This is a genomic window from Lentibacter sp. (assembly GCF_965657785.1).
Lineage (GTDB): Bacteria > Pseudomonadota > Alphaproteobacteria > Rhodobacterales > Rhodobacteraceae > Lentibacter.
Window position 1 is genome coordinate 1 of record NZ_CBFHPP010000030.1, and the last position, 16,089, is coordinate 16,089.

Genomic DNA, 16,089 nt, shown 5'->3' on the forward strand with positions numbered 1-16,089 from the left:
CCTCAGTGCCCGCAGGCACAACGATCATCGAATGGCGCTTGTGTTTTGGGGCGTCGTCCCCGCCTGTGCGCACCATCACGATATAGACCTTGCAGCGCGGATCGCCCGCGCCCGAGGCCCACCATTTCTCGCCATTCAGCACATAATCGTCGCCATCCCGCTCACAACGCATCGCGATATTGGTTGCATCCGAGCTGGCCTCGTCAGGCTCCGTCATCAAATAGGCCGAGCGAATCTCGCCCGCCAGCAGCGGCTTGAGCCACTGCTCTTTCATCGCAGGCGTGCCATAGCGCTCAAACACTTCCATATTGCCCGTGTCGGGCGCACCGCAGTTGAACACTTCCGCACCCATCGGCGTTTTGCCCATTTCTTCCGCAAAATAAGCATATTCCACAGTGCTCAGGCCCAAGCCCTTGTCGCTGTCCGTCAGCCAGAAGTTCCAAAGCCCGCGCTCTTTCGCCTTGGCTTTCAGCCCTTCCAGAATCTCGGCCTGCCGCGCCGTATAGCTCCAGCGCTCACCTTTACCGATTTCAGCGTGATACTCGGCTTCCAGCGGCATGATCTCATCCGCGATCATTGCTTTCACCCGCTCCAAAAGCGCAGCGCTTTCAGCTCGCAATCCCAAATCCATAGCATCTCTCCCTCTGGCTTGAGCCGATAAAAGGCTGCGCTCACACAAGAGTAAAGAGCCCCAGCGTATCACGTTACGTCTCATCCCGAATTGCCACCCGCAGAAGACTCGGCGAAAGAACGCTAGATCCCTCCTATTTACTTAAAATTTTATTTGATATCCCCAAGCAGACAGAGAAAATACGGCATGGGTATTTCATTTAAAGACGCATTAAAGCAAACACTTGCCAAAACAGGCCAAAGCTTGGACACGGTTGCAAGAGGTGCAGATGTGCCCCTCGCCGCGCTTGAAACCTTCATGCAAGAAGACAATGGGGCACTGGTCGTGGGCGATGCAATCAAAGTTGCCGCATTCTTCGGTCTCAGCCTTGATCGCTTTTTGGATGATCCGACAGTAGCAAACCATATCGTAATAGCGCAGCTCTACTCGTCTCTACCGCCTTTGCTAAAAGCTCAACTCGAAGCCTATGCCCAAGAGCGCTCTGACGCCCAGAATCAGCCTCCGCCACCCAATGAGCAATAGACGGGGTCTCATCTTCGGTATGGGGCACGACACAACTCCAGTTCTTTGAACACACGACTTTTCAGGCAAGCCCGCCCGCCAAACGGCGCAGAGCGCCATCCTAAGTCAAAAAAGTTTAGTTTCCCCTCGGTATACGGTTTATGCGGTTCCAAATACGTGGGAATAATAAGAACAATTCGTCATAATTGAGCTTTACCAAGCCGCAAGCGCTTCACCCTGCGCGCGCGCGACCGCAAGACGTTCACGCGCAATGCACCTGCCACACCACGCATGAAGCCTTGGGCGGTATCCAATAGCAAAACGCCGCGTAATCGGGCGCTTTAACGTCGTAATACATAGTCTGGATGAGACAAAACCTGTTCTCTCTCGGAGAGAATGGTGCGGTCGAGAGGACTCGAACCTCCACGGGTGTTACCCCACAGCGACCTCAACGCTGCGCGTCTACCAATTCCGCCACGACCGCACTGTCTAGGCTTGGTGAAGCGTCGTTTAGCGAATGCCTCTGGGGATGTGAAGCGAAAATCGGCACAGTTCGCAGAATTATTTTCACAACAGCCCGCATTCGCGCCAAAGCCTGCGACGAAACCATAGCGAAACACCGAGCCAAGAATAAAAATTACATTTAAAATCAAATTCTTGAGGCCAAGCACACGCGCGCACCCAATGCGCCCCTGATCTTGCATAAATATTGAATTCCCCCAAAGCCTGAAACCCGCCCTCAAAGACAGGCGCGACATTCCCTTGGCAGAGAGCTATAGTCGCTCCCCGAAGACTTGCGCCCGACCGCCCCGCTGAAGGACACCAAATGATCGAATGGAAACACACCGACGGCCTCGTGCCCTATGAAGAGGCCCTCGCCTTCATGGAGGCGCGTGTCGCAGGCATAGCAGCAGGCACTGCCAGCGAGTGCATCTGGCTTCTGGAGCATCCGCCGCTCTACACCGCAGGCACCTCGGCCAAGCTAGAAGACCTCGTCGCACCAGAGCGCTTCCCCGTCTATGATGCCCGTCGTGGCGGTCAGTATACTTATCATGGCCCCGGCCAGCGCGTGGTCTATGTTATGCTTGATGTTGCCAAGCGCGGCCGCGATGTGCGCTGTTTCGTGCGCGACCTCGAACGCTGGGTCATCACAACATTGGCCGAATTCAACATCACAGGCGAAATCCGCGATGGCCGCGTCGGCGTCTGGGTGACGCGCGAAGACAAGCCGCTCACCGCCTCGGGCGCCAAACCCGAGGATAAAATCGCCGCTATTGGCATTCGTCTGCGCAAGTGGGTCAGCTTTCACGGCATCTCGATCAATGTCGAGCCAGATCTTGAGCATTTCTCAGGCATTGTCCCCTGTGGCATCACCGAACATGGCGTCACCTCTCTGGTCGATCTTGGCCTACCCGTCACCATGGACGATCTTGATGTCGCCCTCAAAACGACGTTTGAGGCTGCCATGACACCGCCAAGTTGCGACTAAGCCTGCCCTATATGGCTTTGCACACTCCCCGCGTCGAAATGTCCGTTGCACAAACTGGCCCGAATGATCAGATAGGCTGTATGCAGAAGACCCAAACCAAATCAAAGGACTCTTTAGCCATGAAAATTTCCTCTCTCCTCGCCGCAAGCGTCCTGATGGCCGCTGCCCCTGCTTTCGCTGGTGATATCGAAGCAGGCGAGAAAGACTTCAAAAAATGCAAAGCCTGCCACATGGTTGTCTCCGCTGACGGCGAAGAAATCTACAAAGGCGGCAAAACCGGCCCGAACCTCTACGGTGTGATCGGTCGCGTTGCTGGCTCTTATGACGGCTTTAAATACGGCTCTGGCCTTAAAGAAGCCGCCGACGCGGGCTTCGTCTGGACCGAAGACGCCATGGCGGCCTATGTCGCAGACCCGAAAGCATGGCTTGGCGACAACGGCTATGCCACCAAGTCCAAAATGAGCTTCAAGCTCAAAGGCGGCGGCGCAGATGTTGCGGCATGGCTCGCCTCGGTCGGCCCTGCCGTTGAAGCAGATGCCACAACAGCGACAGACTAAGCCCCGCGCTTGTCTTGATATTTGATCAATCCAGAAACACCCCTGCACTCTGCGGGGGCGTTTTGCATTCAGCGCTTTGATCCTCAGCTGTCATCATTTTTCAGCCGCGCCCCCATACGACCCCCTTGGGACGGGGCAAAACCGCCCCAAACCACCCTTAACTTGATCTGCCACAAGGGGGTGCGACAATATAATTTGATCTGGATCAACTTCACCCGTTGCCCAAGACACACACACATTCTAAAACGTATAAATGATACACCCCGTATGCGCAGAGGGATTCCCGCTGGATTCCCCTTTTCGTATGCCGAATTTTGGAACCAAGGGAGGCACGCATGGCAGACGCAGCCATTCACAGCCACGACCACGAGGACAACCGGAGCTTCTTTACGCGCTGGTTCCTCTCGACCAATCATAAAGATATTGGTCTGCTTTATCTGATCGTTTCGGCGCTTGCCGGTCTGATCGCCGTTACCTTCACAGTCTTCATGCGCCTCGAGCTGATGCAACCTGGCGTTCAGCATATGTGCATGGAGGGCTTCCGCTTCATGTCATCTGGCGAGGTTTGCACACCAAACGGGCACCTCTGGAACGTTCTGATCACCTATCACGGCGTCCTGATGATGTTCTTTGTGGTTATTCCGGCCCTCTTTGGCGGCTTTGGCAACTACTTCATGCCGCTGCAAATCGGTGCGCCAGACATGGCTTTCCCACGGATGAACAACCTGTCCTTCTGGATGTATGTTTCAGGCCTCGCGCTTGGCGTATGTTCCATGCTTGCGCCGGGCGGCAATGACCAGCTCGGCTCAGGCGTTGGCTGGGTGCTCTACCCGCCGCTTTCAACAACTGAAGGCGGTATGTCGATGGATCTGGCGATCTTCGCGGTGCACGTTTCGGGCGCAAGCTCGATCCTCGGCGCGATCAACATGATCACAACCTTCCTCAATATGCGTGCCCCGGGCATGACCATGTTCAAGGTTCCGCTCTTTGCATGGTCGATCTTCATCACCGCGTGGCTCATCCTCCTTGCCCTGCCTGTTCTGGCTGGCGCAATCACGATGCTCCTCACAGACCGTAACTTCGGGACAACCTTCTTTGACCCAGCAGGCGGCGGTGATCCGATCCTTTACCAGCACATTCTCTGGTTCTTCGGTCACCCTGAGGTATATATCGTGGTTCTGCCAGGCTTTGGCCTTGTCTCACACATCTTCGCGACATTCTCGCGCAAGCCTGTGTTTGGCTACCTGCCAATGGTCTGGGCGCTCATCGCGATCGGCGCGCTCGGCTTCGTCGTTTGGGCACACCATATGTATACCGTGGGTATGTCCCTGACACAGCAAAGCTACTTCATGCTTGCCACCATGACGATTGCGATCCCAACAGGGATCAAGATCTTCTCATGGATCGCAACCATGTGGGGCGGCAGCCTTGAGTTCAAAACACCGATGCTCTTCGCCATCGGCTTTTTGGTCCTCTTCACAATCGGTGGCGTGACAGGGATCGTGCTCTCACAGGCCGCAGTCGACCGCGCCTATCACGACACCTATTATGTCGTTGCGCACTTCCACTATACCATGTCCATGGGGGCCGCCTTCACCATCTTTGCCGGGATCTATTTCTACATCGGCAAGATGACGGGCCGCCAGTACCCCGAATTCTGGGGCAAGGTGCACTTCTGGATGTTCTTCATCGGCGTCAACATCACCTTCTTCCCACAGCACTTCCTGGGTCGCCAAGGTATGCCACGTCGTTACATCGACTATCCTGAAGCTTTCGCATACTGGAACTACGTCTCCTCATGGGGCGCCTTCCTGTCGTTCGCTTCGTTCATCCTGTTCTTCGGGATCGTGATCTACACCCTTTTCCGCGGTGCAAAAGTGACCGAAAACAACTACTGGAACGAATATGCAGACACGCTTGAGTGGACACTGCCATCGCCCCCGCCCGAGCATACGTTCGAGCAGCTTCCAAAGCAGGAAGACTGGGACAAACAGCACGCTCACTAAGCCGCTGCTCTAAACCAACAGAACGGGGCTTCGGAGAAATCTGAGGCCCCGCTTTCATTTCAAAAGACCCTTTCCGCCCCCAACACCGACAAGACGCGGTGTTAAGACCGCCCCTTAGCGCGCCACACGCAAAGCAGCGGCGCGCCCTCCCCCGCCAAAGGAGCGCCTGATGCCCTATCGCTGGACCCAGACCCAAGACCGCCAAAGCCTGATCCTCTGGCCTCACCGCAGCCTGCCCATCCGTGGTTTTGTCGGTGTGTTCGGCAGTATCTTCATTCTGGCCATGCTGCCCCTCTTCGGCCTGATCGGAACAGCCCTGCTCTGGGGGATGCTGCCCTTCGTGCTGATCACGCTCACAGGCCTCTACTTCGCCTTCATGCACACCTATCGCACAGGCGATGCCCGCGAGGTTCTCACCATAAGCCCCGAAGAAACAAAGCTCACTCATACGCCGCCCAAAGGCGCGCCACTGAAGTGGAGCTGCAACACCTACTGGACCCGCGCACAAATCTACCCCCGCGAAGGTCCTGTGCCACATTACATCACGCTCAAAGGCAATGGGCGCGAGGCCGAGATCGGCAAATTCCTCTCAGAAGACGAGCGCAAAGTGCTGATTGGCGAGCTGTCAGACGCCCTCAAATCAATGCGTCCCCAAGCCTGATTTTCGAGGAGCAGGACCATTCTCAAGCGGTTCCGAGCGTTTCTTCCGCGCGGCTGCAATCAAAATACAAAAGCTGTCAGGCGAAAGCCAACCGCGCATTAAGCCGCCACTTCAGGCAGCTCCAGCATCTGCACCGCATCAATCTTCCAAAGGCCACCCGTCTCGATCATCCGGTAATCCATTAAAAAGCGCGCGCCCTTGGCATCTATCACAAGCAGTTTCTGCCATCGCTTTCCCGCCACCATCCGCGCCTCAAGATAGCGCACATCACGGGTGCGCCAGACCATAGGGTAGCCCCGCTTCACCATCGCCGCAAAATTTTCAGGGTTGCGAAACACAGTCTGGATCGTCGGGCTGGCATAGGAAAACGCCCGCACAAAATCATCTACCTGAAAGGCCTCGATTTGCGCCGCAATCACAGCTTGGTGCGCCGCATCCTGCGCCGCCACTGGCCTGACCCAAAGCGCCAGTCCAATCGTCAAAACAAGCAAAATCTGTTTCATCTCGCCGTCCTCCCTATCAAAGATACGTCGTGCGATCAGACTCAGATCAGTTCAAAGCCCACAGACAGAGATGCCCCAGACCTGGCGGCCTCAGACTTTAAAGTCTTCCAAGCGCCTCGTTCCGTCCTTCAGAGCCGCCACAAGCCAACGTGGCTGCAGGCCTCGCCCACTCCATTTCAGCTCAGGATTCTCAGGATGGCGGTATTTAATCGCAGCTTTTGCTCTTTTTTGCGCAGGCCCCTCTGCGCTCATCAGATCTGAAAGAGAAAACCCGTAGGTCTTCGCTGTTTCTTCCAGCTGCACAAGCGCGGCTTCTTTCTGACGTTGTTCATACTGCTCTATCGCAGAATTCACAGTCTCTCGAAGGGTGAGAAGCTCACCAAGCGGCATATCTTTAATATTAGTATCCATGTGCTCCTGTATACAGATAAACTATAAGAAAGCCAACATAAAATACCCCCGACCTGTCAATGAACACTTTTACGATAAACCGCCCTAGAGCTTCTTCGGCAAAACCAGCCTTATTCAGAGCCCTTCACGCTCGGTAAAAGAAACCTCCAAGTCATTACTCTTTTTCTTTCTAAAAATATCCTGGGGGGGGTCTGGGGGGCTGGCCCCAAGCTTGGTCTGCGGTCTGGGGGCCAGCACCCGACCTTAAGCTGAGGTCTGCGAAGCCTTCCCAGCGGGTCGGGTTTTCATGCCCCAACACCCCGAACACAGTCAGATCAAAGCCTTCAGCCGAGCTCCCCCTTAAGCCCTTGCTCGATCAGCGCAATGGTTTCCTCAACGCCATAAAGCGCAATAAAGCTGCCAAAGCGTGGCCCTTGGCTTGCGCCCATCAAGACCTCATAGATCGCCGCAAACCACTCGCGCAGGTTTTCAAAGCCGTGGTTCTTGCCCACAGCAAAGACAATGCTCTGCAGGTCTTCACCATCCGCCATATCAAGCGCCGCAACAGGCTCGTCCTTACCCATAGCCTTGTTTTTCGCCTCAATCATGCTCCGCGCCAGTTCCGCATCCTTCAGCGCCACAACCAGATCCTCGAGCGCCCCGCGCTCCTGCTCGGTCGGTGCACGGAAGACCCGCGTTGGCTTCACAAAGTCGTTGAAATAGCGCACAGCATAGCCCGCCGCCGCATCAAGCTGCGGGTTTGCTTTCGCACTCGCCTCTGGCGCATAACGCTGGATAAAGCCCCAAAGCCCCTCTTTGTCCTCGGCCGCCGCCACGCTCGCAAGATTGAGCAACATCGAAAACGGCACAACCATATCAGACTTGGGCACATCGCCACCGTGGATATGATACACAGGGTTGTTGAGCCGCGCGGCCTCGTCCTGCGTCTCATAGGCACGCAGCTGCTGGTGGTATTCGTCCACCGCCTTGGGAATCACATCAAAATGCATCCGCTTGGCGGTCTGCGGCTTCAGGTACATGAAGTATCCAAGACTTTCTGTGCTCGCATAGGTCAGCCACTCGTCAATAGACACACCATTGCCCGAGGATTTCGAGATTTTCTGGCCGTTTTCATCTAAAAACAGCTCATAGGTGAAGTGTTCAGGCGCCCGTTCGCCCAGAATGCGGCAAATGCTGTCATAAATCGGCGTGTTGGTACTGTGGTCCTTGCCATACATCTCAAAGTCCACACCCAGTGCCGCCCAGCGCGCGCCAAAGTCGGGCTTCCATTGCAGCTTTACGTTGCCACCCGTCACAGGCAGGGTCATTTCCTCGCCCTCTTCGGTGTCAAAGGTGATGGTGCCGTCTTTGGCGTTCACCTCTTTCATCGGCACATACATCACCCGCCCTGTCTCGGGGTGGATCGGCAGGAAAATAGAATAGGTCTTGCGCCGCTCCTCGCGCAAAGACTTGAGCATCACAGCCATGATCTCGTCATACATCTGCGCCGCGCGCAGCAATATCTCGTCAAACTGGCCAGAGGCATAAAATTCGGTCGCCGAGATAAACTCGTATTCAAACCCGAAGGTATCAAGGAAGCGGCGCAGCATCGCGTTGTTATGCGCTCCAAAGCTGTCAAATTTTTCAAACGGATCAGGCACACTCGTGAGCGGCTTTTGCAAATGCTCCGCCAACGCCTCGGGGTTTGGCACATTGCCAGGCACTTTGCGCATCCCGTCAAGATCGTCGGAAAAGCACACAAGCTTGCTCGGCAGATCGCTGATCACACTAAAGGCATGGCGGATCATGCTGGTGCGCGCCACCTCTCCAAAAGTTCCAATGTGAGGCAAGCCCGAGGGGCCATAGCCCGTCTCAAACAAAACAAACCCCTTCGCAGGCGGCGTCTTCTCATAACGCTTCAAAACGCGGCGCGCTTCCACAAAGGGCCAGGCTTTTGATTTCATCGCAGCGTCACGCAGTGCCGACATAGTATTCTCTCCATTAAGACCCATCTACACAATGCAGAGGCCAAACTTCATGCTTCCTATTGGCAAGCGCGCCATTGGTCAATATTCTGCGCTGCAACAATGCCCTTAAGGAGCGCCAGAAATGCCAAATTCATCACCGCACCCCATGTCCCCGCAAGACTGCCTCGTCGCGGTGATGATCGCGGTCTCCGCCTCTGATGAAGATATCCGCACAGCCGAGCTGATCAAAATCGAAAACGCGGTCAATATGCTGCCCGTCTTCGCCAGCTACGATATCGACCGCATGAACCGCACCGCTCAAGTGGTGTTTGACCTCTTCGCCCAGGAAGACGGGCTTGACGCGCTCTTCGGCCTCGTGCGCGACAATCTCCCCGAAGCGCTCTATGAGACAGCCTATGCGCTCGCCTGCGATGTCGCCGCTGCCGACGGCACTCTGGCCGAAACAGAGCTGCGCTTGCTTGAAGAAATCCGCTACGAGCTCGCCCTTGACCGCCTTCACGCCGCCGCAATCGAGCGCGGCGCCCGCGCCCGTCACATCACGCTCTAGTCCCGCCTCGATAGAGCCAAAAGGCGCGCCTCTCCAAGCGCCCCAAGCCGCCACCTTGGCCGCCCTGTCCCCTTGCTTTCTCTTTCCCTAAATATCCCGGGGGTGCGGGGGCTGGCCCCCGCCTGTCCTGTGTGCCGGGGCTGGCCCCCGCCTCCTCTTCTCAAGAGAGGTTGGCCCCACAATGGCCCAATACGCCTCGATCTCGCCTAAGCGCCATAAAGCGCGCCCCAGCGCTCGATCAAAGCCTGCTGCAAGCCCTTGGCCCGCCGGTTCCAGCTGCGCGCGCCGGGCGGAGCTTCCCGCTCACTGCGCTTGAGGCGCGCCCGCCGCCCCCGATCTGCCGCAAAAATTGCAAAACTCATAACCGTTCCGTCTGGCGCCTCGGCATAGCCTGCCAAAGCACTGACAAAATTGAGAGTGCCTGTCTTGGCATGGACCCTCATCGGATGCGCCTTTATCACCCGCCCCTTGGCATCGCGCATGGCAACAGGCTTCAGGAGCGGCGCAATCACAGGCCGCGCCGCCACGAGCGCCTTGGTCATATCTTCTGCCGTGGCGCGCGACGCCTCGCCAAGCCCGGAATGGTCCACAAACCGGCTCGCCCCCATGCCAAGAGAGACCCGCGCCCAACGGCTCATCTCGCCTGCGCTGGCCTTCAGGCTCACAGGCCGCCCGCTGCGCGCCGTTGTTGCCGCCAGCCCGACCATCTCGGTCATCATATTGTTGGAATACTTCAAGAAATCCTTGCAGATACTGCGCAGATCCGCGCTTTCCAGACGCAACAAAACAGGCGCCCCGCCCGCCGCCACGCCCTTTTCTGGCGCAGGCAGGCGCAGGCCCTCGGCCCGCGCCAGCGCGCGCAGAACATCACCCGCGTATAACTCGGGCTGGCGCACAGGCAGCCAACGCGATCCGCCCTTGCCCAAAGCCTGCGCCGAAACGCTCCAATGGTCCTCCTGCCCCTTGCGCCCATAGGTAAAGACAGGCGCATCACGGTTCGCAATCTGCATTTTGGCAAAACGAACCTCGGGGCGGTAGCGTTCCGAGCGCCCGTCCATCATGACATTCCAAACGCCATTCGCCCGCGTCCACTCAAAGTGAACACGGTTAAAGTTGAGCGCGATCCCCGAAATCGCAGGGTTATAGCCCACGTGTTCGGGCTGGTCGCTGTCAATCTCGTTGAGACTCGGCAAGGCCGTCCCGTCGACAATAAGCCGGCCCTTGACCTCGCGCAGCCCCGCCGCCTTGAGCGCGCGGACAAACTCGGCCAAACGGTCTGTGTCAAGCGTCGGGTCGCCGCCCCCCTTCAGAATCACATCACCCTGCAAAACACCGTCACGGATCGGCCCCGCGACGCGCAGCTCTGTGTAAAAGCGATGCCCCGCGCCCAAACTCTCTAGCGCATAAAGCGCCGTCACCGCTTTGGTCACACTCGCAGGCGGCAGCCCCAAGCGCGCGTTGCCACTCTCAAGCACCAGCCCCGTTCTGGCATCCGCCACAGCAAAGCCGACATCGCCGCCCAGCTCCGCGCGCGCAATCAGCGCCGCCGCACTGGGAGTTTTGGGCGGCACAGCCCCGCCCGCAGGGCGGCTCTGAGGCCGCAACGAGCGCTCGGGCGCGCGCGCCAACCCCGCCGAAGCCATGGCCGACAGCCCCGCCACAAGAAAAAACCGTTTGGAAATCATACGCATCATGACGCCAGACTAAGCGCAAATCAGGCTTCCAAACAAGCGCTACCAAGCGCCGCCCGCACGAATGTCGCTCGAAGAAACATCCCGCATCGCCACATTCACAAAACACCAGACAGGCGCCGTCCGCTGGCCCAGCGCATGGCTGTCGCGCGACGCGAGGCGACACCCGCGATAAATATCCGCCGCCTTCGCGCCCCGCGCCCGCAAGCGTTCCTCAGGTCGCGCCAACACACCGACAGGCACAGTCTCCATAATCCAGCGCCAGTCGCGCCACTGATCAAACTGCGCCAGATTGTCAGCCCCCATGAGCCAGACAAATCGCACCTTCGGATAGGCCGCAATCAGCGCGCGCAACGTCTCGGCCGTATAGCGCGTCCCCGCCCGCGCTTCAAAATCGCTGACCGTCACACGCGGATGCTGCATCACATCGCGCGCCCGCGCCAGTCGCTCGGCCAGCGGCGCCGGCCCCTGCGCCTTCAAAGGGTTACCAGGCGACACCAGCCACCAGACCTCATCCAGCCCAAAGCGCTTCAAAGCCTCCCGCGTGATGTGCACGTGCCCCTGATGGGCCGGATCAAACGACCCCCCCAATAGCCCGATCACGCGGCCCGCAGGCGCATATGGCAAACCCTGTTTCATCCCCCGTTCTCGCCAGCCCGTCGCCCAAAGTCAACGCGCAGCGCGCCCCCTTTCTTTTTGCCTTAAATATCCAACCCGCCTCCGCCAAACACGGCACAACTAGCGGATTGCCCCCGCGCCCGCCAAAGGCTATCACCCCTCCCAACATATCCCAGTCAGCTCAAGAGGGTTTCCAAATGGCCGCTTATCAATACGTCTACCATATGCAGGGCGTCTCCAAGACCTACCCCGGTGGCAAAAAATGTTTTGAAAACATTCACCTCAACTTCCTCCCCGGCGTCAAAATCGGTGTGGTCGGGGTCAACGGCTCGGGCAAATCCACCCTGATGAAAATCATGGCGGGCATGGACAAAGACTTTCAAGGCGAGGCGTGGCACGCCGAAGGCGCACGCGTCGGCTATTTGCCCCAAGAGCCAAAACTTGACGAAACCCTCGATGTGCGCGGCAACGTGATGCTCGGCGTCGCGGCCAAGCAAGCCAAGCTTGAGCGTTACAATGAACTTGCGATGAACTACTCCGACGAGACAGCCGAAGAAATGGCCGAACTCCAGGACCAGATCGACGCCGAAAACCTCTGGGATCTGGACAGCCAGATCGATGTCGCCATGGAAGCCCTGCGCTGCCCGCCCGATGATGCGGCCGTGGCCTCTCTCTCGGGCGGTGAAGCCCGCCGTGTCGCGCTCTGCAAGCTGCTCCTCGAAGCGCCCGATATGCTTCTGCTTGACGAACCAACCAACCACCTTGACGCCGAAACCATCGCGTGGCTGCAGCAACACCTGATCGACTACGCAGGCACCATCCTCTGCGTCACCCACGACCGCTACTTCCTTGACGATATCACCAGCTGGATCCTCGAACTCGACCGCGGAAAAGGCATCCCTTACGAGGGCAACTACTCCGCATGGCTTGAGCAAAAGGCCAAGCGCCTCTCCCAGGAGGCAAAAGAAGACAAATCCAAGCAAAAGACGCTCGAGCGCGAACTTGAGTGGATGCGCCAAGGCCAGAAAGCCCGTCAAGCCAAGCAAAAGGCTCGTATCAACGCCTATAACGAACTCGCCTCACAATCAGAGCGCGAAAAAGTCGGCCGCGCCCAGATCATTATCCCCAATGGCCCACGCCTTGGCGGCAAGGTGATCGAAGTGGACGGTCTCAAAAAAGCGATGGGCGACAAGCTCCTCGTCGAAGGCCTCTCCTTTGCCCTGCCCCCCGGCGGCATTGTCGGCGTGATCGGCCCGAACGGCGCGGGTAAATCCACGCTCTTCAAAATGCTCACAGGTCAGGAACAGCCAGATGAAGGCTCCGTCACCTATGGCGACACGGTGCAGCTCTCCTATGTTGACCAGTCCCGCGACGATCTTGACGACAACGCAACGGTTTGGGAGGCAATCTCGGGCGGCAACGACATCATCCAGCTGGGCGACGCCGAGGTCAACTCCCGCGCCTATTGCTCAAGCTTCAACTTCAAAGGCGGCGACCAGCAGAAGAAGCTCAGCTTGCTGTCAGGCGGCGAGCGCAATCGCGTCCACATGGCGCGCTTGCTCAAAGAAGGCGGCAACGTCCTGCTGCTCGACGAACCGACAAACGATCTCGACGTCGAAACCTTGCGCGCGCTCGAAGACGCCCTCACAGACTTCGCCGGCTGCGCCGTGGTCATCTCCCACGACCGCTTCTTCCTTGACCGCATCTGTACCCATATGCTCGCCTTTGAAGGCGATGCGCACGTCGAATGGTTCGAAGGCAACTTTGAAGATTATGAGGAAGACAAAAAGCGCCGCCTTGGGGCGGATGCACTGGAGCCTAAGAGATTGAAACACAAAAAATTCTCGCGCTAAGCGCGAGGAGTTTTTGTTTTCAATCAGCGCGACGTAGCAGGGTGTTTGCCCGCCAAACACCCGCTTGCGCCCCCTCGCGGCTTGAAGCATATCGCTGGACTGAGGCGCGACGTCATATTGGACGTATACCTCTGGCATGACCTTGTGTGAGTTGAAGTGTGCCGTTTCGGACGAGCGTGTAACTTGGCGGTGCGAGCTCGTTCGGAGTGGTGGAAGCCAATCCAGTCGTCGATGATCTGTTCGGCTGGAAGCCGTTTGAACTTTCACCTAAATGGACAGTCTCCTGCGTCGTCCAATGCTTCAATGCAAAAACTGGCGCCAAACGTATTGGGAATCCAACAAGTCAAAATTGTATGCGTCATTCAAGTGACAATGACCACCAAATTCAATAACCGTTTTCACTTAAATTTACATAATGTCACTGCACCCACTGCCCAGCAGGATACTACGTTGTATGATCCCGAGAGGAGAACATAATTGGGCCTCGAGATCGACAGCGCTCTCAACAAGTTTGACCAGATATTATGCTGCGGATGTTGCTTGCGCAATGTTCGGTCCATTATCGATTGCCTACAATGTCCATGACACCCATCAAGCGACACCCCCAGTGTCGACCACCTAAGAACCCAGATTGGGGCAAGTATGATGCTATCCGACGGCTGCCATACATTCAACCGCTTGCCATTTGCCCGTGCTCACTTGTGTAGGGTGCCGCTGACGCTTGGTTTCAAGCTCCTGCACTGTCGCATCACCACACAGCCCCTCAAACTCACCAGCGGTTTCAACTTATCTTAAAGCGCCGTCGTTTCGTCAGTGCCAAATGTTCGAGAGCGTGGCTCAATCCGCAATGGCCCTTTTATGCAGCACTGTTTTCCGTCTGACCTAGGAAGCTCCGCATACCTGAACGTAAGTTGCTTATTGCAGCTTTCTTGATTTGTGAAACACGCCCAGTTGTAACGCCCAAAATCTCGGCGATCTCATACACGTTCAACTCTTCAACATAGTAAAGCTGCATTACCATAGCTTCACGCTCAGATAGTTTTGCCAATTCTCCACGCAGCCCACGCTTGACCTCTTGATTGCTCAAAGCTTCTTCGGGATTGGCATCATCAGACACAAACCAAATCGAGTGTTCATCGTGCACTTCATCAATCGACTGGTGCAAATTGGCCTCAAATGCCTGCTGCCATTTGCGCAGCTCTTCGACGCTAAGCTGCAACTCATTTGCGATTTCTTCATCCATCGGAGCACGTTGTAGTTTGCGCTCCAAACCCAAAGTTGCCGTGTTTACCTTTTGCTTCATAGCAATTGTGGAGCGGCATAAGTTTGAGTTTCGCCGAAGATAATCAACGATCGCTCCACGGATACGAATTTTTGCGTAGCTGCTAAAGGTAACGCCCGCCTTCTTCACATATTTCTGGCTTGCATCAATCAAACCAAGATACCCGATTTGAACGAGATCATCGACCTCCACTGCACCTTTGACACGGCCATGAAAGTAAAACGCGATGCGTCGAACAGTCTGAAGCTCGGCCTCTATCAAGACCTCGGGCTTCGGGTTTTGTTCTGAATATTGCCCACGTAGTGTCATCCCATGATCTCCTGCTCCGAAGCTTTATCAGCGAAAAATCGAATGCCGTCATAGGTATTAACAGGGGCCTTCAAAACGGCTTGCGCTAAGGCCTTAAATGCAAGCAACTCCTTATCAGGAGTGTTGTTTGCTGCGGCCAGCAATGGCTTACGCTGCACAACAGAGCGCCGCATTGCGGCCGAAAACGGCACGTGTCCTGCATACGTCAGTTCAACGTCCAAGAACCTTGCAGCAATCGCACTGAATTTTTCAAAGTTGCGACGAGCGTCAGCGTTGTCATGCGCCATGTTGATCGCAATCGAAAAGTGACGCAGACCGTGCTCGGAATGTGCCGCTTTTATCATTGCGTAAGCATCCATGAAGCTTGTTGGCTCAGCAACCACAACAACCAAAACGCGTTGTGAGGCAGCAACAAAAGACAGTGCGTTTTCGCTCGCCCCCGCGGGCGCATCCGTAATTAAAATGTCTGTGCTCTCCTTAAGTGCATCAACATTTCGAATAAGCTGAAACCGCGCGGTGTCATCAATATTCATCATGTCAACCAGCCCGCTGCCGCCAGCCAACAGCTGAACTCCTTGCGGGCCACGCTCAATCACTTCAGCCAGAGGCACACCGCCCACCAAGGAATCCCGAAGGGTCTTGGTGGCGTTTTTACCCATCAAAATATGTGAATTTGCCAAACCAAAATCTGCGTCAAACAAACATACCCGATGCCCCAGACGTGCATACATAATCGCAAGGTTAACTGCGACGCAAGTCTTGCCTACGCCCCCTTTTCCACTCGCAATTGTAATAGAATGTGTCATTCAGATGCATCCAGTTTTGCCTCAGGGTTGTTTTGGTTTTCTGGCGTCAAACACCCTACAATGTATTGCTCCATAATCGGAGCACTAGCTTGGGCAAGGTTTCCAACCAAGGAGCGCGTGCCAGCCAGCCAGCCTATTTTGGCCTGACCCGTCATCACAGCTGAAAGCTCGACTAATGAACATTCGCATTCATCCAGTTTTGTCAAAACAACCTCTGGCTTGAGGGCCGCAGCAGCATCCAAGACTTGTGTAATGCG

The 16,089-nt window shown here is 56.4% G+C and carries 16 protein-coding genes and 1 tRNA gene; 7 read left to right on the forward strand and 10 right to left on the reverse strand.

Annotation, left to right across the window (positions count from 1 at the left end; translation table 11 throughout):
- The coding region (locus tag ACTF58_RS12200; RefSeq protein ID WP_438992247.1) for an acyl-CoA dehydrogenase family protein at positions 1–631 on the reverse strand (631 nt) is incomplete at its 3' end.
- Between the two features lie 186 nt (positions 632–817).
- Here ACTF58_RS12200 and ACTF58_RS12205 point away from each other — a divergent pair.
- On the forward strand, positions 818–1,153 hold the full coding sequence (locus ACTF58_RS12205) for a hypothetical protein (RefSeq protein ID WP_438992248.1): 336 nt from the start codon (positions 818–820) through the stop codon (positions 1,151–1,153).
- Between the two features lie 376 nt (positions 1,154–1,529).
- On the opposite strand, the gene ACTF58_RS12210 is transcribed toward ACTF58_RS12205, so the two are convergent.
- Positions 1,530–1,616, reverse strand: a tRNA-Leu gene (locus ACTF58_RS12210).
- A gap of 291 nt (positions 1,617–1,907) precedes the next feature.
- Between ACTF58_RS12210 and lipB the strand changes: the two genes are divergently transcribed.
- From lipB to ACTF58_RS12230, 4 genes are all read left to right on the forward strand, one after another.
- On the forward strand, positions 1,908–2,621 hold the full coding sequence (lipB, locus tag ACTF58_RS12215) for a lipoyl(octanoyl) transferase LipB (protein WP_438992263.1): 714 nt from the start codon (positions 1,908–1,910) through the stop codon (positions 2,619–2,621).
- A gap of 119 nt (positions 2,622–2,740) precedes the next feature.
- Positions 2,741–3,178, forward strand: coding sequence for a c-type cytochrome (locus tag ACTF58_RS12220; protein WP_438992249.1), 438 nt, complete (start codon positions 2,741–2,743; stop codon positions 3,176–3,178).
- A 335-nt stretch (positions 3,179–3,513) separates the two neighbouring features.
- Positions 3,514–5,184: a cytochrome c oxidase subunit I gene (locus ACTF58_RS12225; protein WP_438992250.1), complete on the forward strand. Its 1,671-nt coding sequence runs from the start codon at positions 3,514–3,516 to the stop codon at positions 5,182–5,184.
- A 169-nt stretch (positions 5,185–5,353) separates the two neighbouring features.
- Positions 5,354–5,845, forward strand: a complete 492-nt coding sequence (locus ACTF58_RS12230; protein ID WP_438992251.1) for a DUF2244 domain-containing protein — start codon at positions 5,354–5,356, stop codon at positions 5,843–5,845.
- 98 nt (positions 5,846–5,943) lie between these two features.
- Here ACTF58_RS12230 and ACTF58_RS12235 read toward each other — a convergent pair whose 3' ends face one another.
- The 3 genes from ACTF58_RS12235 to ACTF58_RS12245 form a co-directional block, all read right to left on the reverse strand.
- Positions 5,944–6,348, reverse strand: a complete 405-nt coding sequence (locus tag ACTF58_RS12235; protein WP_438992252.1) for a DUF4864 domain-containing protein — start codon at positions 6,346–6,348, stop codon at positions 5,944–5,946.
- A 90-nt stretch (positions 6,349–6,438) separates the two neighbouring features.
- The gene (locus ACTF58_RS12240; protein WP_438992253.1) at positions 6,439–6,759 is read right to left on the reverse strand and encodes an H-NS histone family protein; all 321 of its coding nucleotides are present in this window, start codon (positions 6,757–6,759) and stop codon (positions 6,439–6,441) included.
- Positions 6,760–7,082: 323 nt separating this feature from the next.
- On the reverse strand, positions 7,083–8,726 hold the full coding sequence (locus ACTF58_RS12245) for a lysine--tRNA ligase (protein ID WP_438992254.1): 1,644 nt from the start codon (positions 8,724–8,726) through the stop codon (positions 7,083–7,085).
- A gap of 121 nt (positions 8,727–8,847) precedes the next feature.
- Between ACTF58_RS12245 and ACTF58_RS12250 the strand changes: the two genes are divergently transcribed.
- Entirely contained in the window at positions 8,848–9,273 is a 426-nt protein-coding gene (locus tag ACTF58_RS12250) for a tellurite resistance TerB family protein (protein ID WP_438992255.1), read from the forward strand.
- Positions 9,274–9,479: 206 nt separating this feature from the next.
- Here ACTF58_RS12250 and dacB read toward each other — a convergent pair whose 3' ends face one another.
- Both dacB and ACTF58_RS12260 read right to left on the reverse strand, forming a co-directional pair.
- Positions 9,480–10,967 (reverse strand): D-alanyl-D-alanine carboxypeptidase/D-alanyl-D-alanine endopeptidase, encoded by a 1,488-nt coding sequence (gene dacB / locus ACTF58_RS12255; RefSeq protein ID WP_438992256.1) that lies wholly within the window; start codon positions 10,965–10,967, stop codon positions 9,480–9,482.
- A 39-nt stretch (positions 10,968–11,006) separates the two neighbouring features.
- Complete coding sequence (locus ACTF58_RS12260; protein WP_438992257.1) at positions 11,007–11,603, reverse strand: nicotinate-nucleotide adenylyltransferase; 597 nt, start codon at positions 11,601–11,603, stop codon at positions 11,007–11,009.
- 176 nt (positions 11,604–11,779) lie between these two features.
- Here ACTF58_RS12260 and ettA point away from each other — a divergent pair, with 176 nt between their 5' ends.
- On the forward strand, positions 11,780–13,435 hold the full coding sequence (gene ettA, locus ACTF58_RS12265; RefSeq protein WP_438992258.1) for an energy-dependent translational throttle protein EttA: 1,656 nt from the start codon (positions 11,780–11,782) through the stop codon (positions 13,433–13,435).
- 856 nt (positions 13,436–14,291) lie between these two features.
- Here the strand turns inward: ettA and ACTF58_RS12270 are convergent.
- From ACTF58_RS12270 to ACTF58_RS12280, 3 genes are all read right to left on the reverse strand, one after another.
- On the reverse strand, positions 14,292–15,026 hold the full coding sequence (locus ACTF58_RS12270; RefSeq protein WP_438992259.1) for a sigma-70 family RNA polymerase sigma factor: 735 nt from the start codon (positions 15,024–15,026) through the stop codon (positions 14,292–14,294).
- Complete coding sequence (locus ACTF58_RS12275; RefSeq protein ID WP_438992260.1) at positions 15,023–15,832, reverse strand: MinD/ParA family protein; 810 nt, start codon at positions 15,830–15,832, stop codon at positions 15,023–15,025. The genes ACTF58_RS12270 and ACTF58_RS12275 overlap by 4 nt, the downstream gene beginning before the upstream one ends.
- Positions 15,829–16,089, reverse strand: a 261-nt coding sequence (locus tag ACTF58_RS12280; protein ID WP_438992261.1) for a hypothetical protein, incomplete at its 5' end; no start/stop codon positions are given. The genes ACTF58_RS12275 and ACTF58_RS12280, both read right to left, overlap by 4 nt.

Coding starts and splice junctions, on each gene's coding strand:
- ACTF58_RS12205 (WP_438992248.1), top strand. CDS start 818: ATGGGTATTTCATTTAAAGACGCATTAAAGCAAACACTTGCCAAAACA.
- ACTF58_RS12220 (WP_438992249.1), top strand. CDS start 2,741: ATGAAAATTTCCTCTCTCCTCGCCGCAAGCGTCCTGATGGCCGCTGCC.
- ACTF58_RS12225 (WP_438992250.1), top strand. CDS start 3,514: ATGGCAGACGCAGCCATTCACAGCCACGACCACGAGGACAACCGGAGC.
- ACTF58_RS12230 (WP_438992251.1), top strand. CDS start 5,354: ATGCCCTATCGCTGGACCCAGACCCAAGACCGCCAAAGCCTGATCCTC.
- ACTF58_RS12235 (WP_438992252.1), bottom strand. CDS start 6,348: ATGAAACAGATTTTGCTTGTTTTGACGATTGGACTGGCGCTTTGGGTC.
- ACTF58_RS12240 (WP_438992253.1), bottom strand. CDS start 6,759: ATGGATACTAATATTAAAGATATGCCGCTTGGTGAGCTTCTCACCCTT.
- ACTF58_RS12245 (WP_438992254.1), bottom strand. CDS start 8,726: ATGTCGGCACTGCGTGACGCTGCGATGAAATCAAAAGCCTGGCCCTTT.
- ACTF58_RS12250 (WP_438992255.1), top strand. CDS start 8,848: ATGCCAAATTCATCACCGCACCCCATGTCCCCGCAAGACTGCCTCGTC.
- dacB (WP_438992256.1), bottom strand. CDS start 10,967: ATGATGCGTATGATTTCCAAACGGTTTTTTCTTGTGGCGGGGCTGTCG.
- ACTF58_RS12260 (WP_438992257.1), bottom strand. CDS start 11,603: ATGAAACAGGGTTTGCCATATGCGCCTGCGGGCCGCGTGATCGGGCTA.
- ettA (WP_438992258.1), top strand. CDS start 11,780: ATGGCCGCTTATCAATACGTCTACCATATGCAGGGCGTCTCCAAGACC.
- ACTF58_RS12270 (WP_438992259.1), bottom strand. CDS start 15,026: ATGACACTACGTGGGCAATATTCAGAACAAAACCCGAAGCCCGAGGTC.
- ACTF58_RS12275 (WP_438992260.1), bottom strand. CDS start 15,832: ATGACACATTCTATTACAATTGCGAGTGGAAAAGGGGGCGTAGGCAAG.